Genomic DNA, 1,160 nt, shown 5'->3' with positions numbered 1-1,160 from the left:
AGCCGCCATGTTGATGATGGCAACTTTGGACTATTTTTCAAACCCAAAACAGGTCGTCCGATTTTTTGTCGTGTACTGAAAGGCTGCCTGAAAATTTTTAATCTACATTGCTATTTTCCAACAACTTGATATTTATAATATGATAGATTTGAAAACACTTTTTGTTCCATTCTTAAATAAATTTCAAGGGCAATGGAAAAAAGATGATGAGAGTGAATGGATTGAATTTCAAACGAAACAATTTGTTATTCAAATTGAACCTTTTGTTTATTATGAAAGCAATGTTATCCATATTGAAATATTCTATTCTTTTTCGCATATTGAATTAGCCAAAATTGCCAATTTGATTATGCAAGATGATGTGAATAATTTTATTTCAATACATTACGGTCAAATTGAAACAAGGTGTTTTGATATTGATGAAATTTGTCAAATATTTGAAATGGAATTACAAAAAATTATAAGTAAAACAAATGATTACACAATTAATTATTTAATTGATAAATATCAATCATATTATCGTGAAAGACCCAGTATGGCGCAAATTTTGCATTTATCTGTACTGGTTTTGTTAAAAGATTTTGTAACATTATTTGATTATTATCAGTCAATGAAAAATGGAAATAATATTGGATTTGTGCCAATGATTACATTAGAGATGATAGATAATGCGGTTAATTTGGCATTAATTAAGTAAACGATTTCCCATATTTTTCAGGCAGCCTGAAAGGACATTTTTATGAAAAAAACTTACGTTTTAATGCTGGATTTGCAAGACAATCCCGACAAAATCGCCGAATACGAACAGCACCACCGCGCCGTGTGGGCGGAAGTGGAACAGCACATTGCCGATTGCGGCATTACCCAAATGACGATTTACCGTTTGGGAACGCGCTTGGTGATGTTGATGAACACCGATGACACGTTCAGTTTTGAACGCATGGCGCAACTGTCCGCCCAAAACGAATCCGTGCAACGCTGGGAACAATTGATGTGGGATTATCAACAAGCCACGCCCTTTACCCCAGCAGGCGAAAAATGGGTGCTGATGGACGAGATTTATCGCTTTCAGGCAGCCTTTCAGTACACGACAAAAAAAGTACAATAAAAAAAGAAGTCCGCATCAATTCAGTGGTATCGTATTAATTTTCTCACGACTA

General features: G+C 34.7%; 2 protein-coding genes. Both read left to right on the top strand.

The genetic code is table 11. The features are described from left to right. Nucleotides 1-139: 139 nt before the first annotated feature. On the top strand, nt 140-697 hold the full coding sequence (locus tag Q338_RS12535; RefSeq protein WP_034296123.1) for a DUF6990 domain-containing protein: 558 nt from the start codon (nt 140-142) through the stop codon (nt 695-697). A gap of 42 nt (nt 698-739) precedes the next feature. Then, complete coding sequence (locus tag Q338_RS12530; protein WP_051968653.1) at nt 740-1,108, top strand: L-rhamnose mutarotase; 369 nt, start codon at nt 740-742, stop codon at nt 1,106-1,108. Nucleotides 1,109-1,160 lie beyond the last annotated feature (52 nt).

The sequence above is a fragment of the Alysiella crassa DSM 2578 genome (assembly GCF_000745955.1).
Lineage (GTDB): Bacteria > Pseudomonadota > Gammaproteobacteria > Burkholderiales > Neisseriaceae > Simonsiella > Simonsiella crassa.
This window is presented reverse-complemented; position numbering and strand designations above follow the sequence as displayed.

Coding starts and splice junctions, on each gene's coding strand:
- Q338_RS12535 (WP_034296123.1), top strand. CDS start 140: ATGATAGATTTGAAAACACTTTTTGTTCCATTCTTAAATAAATTTCAA.
- Q338_RS12530 (WP_051968653.1), top strand. CDS start 740: ATGAAAAAAACTTACGTTTTAATGCTGGATTTGCAAGACAATCCCGAC.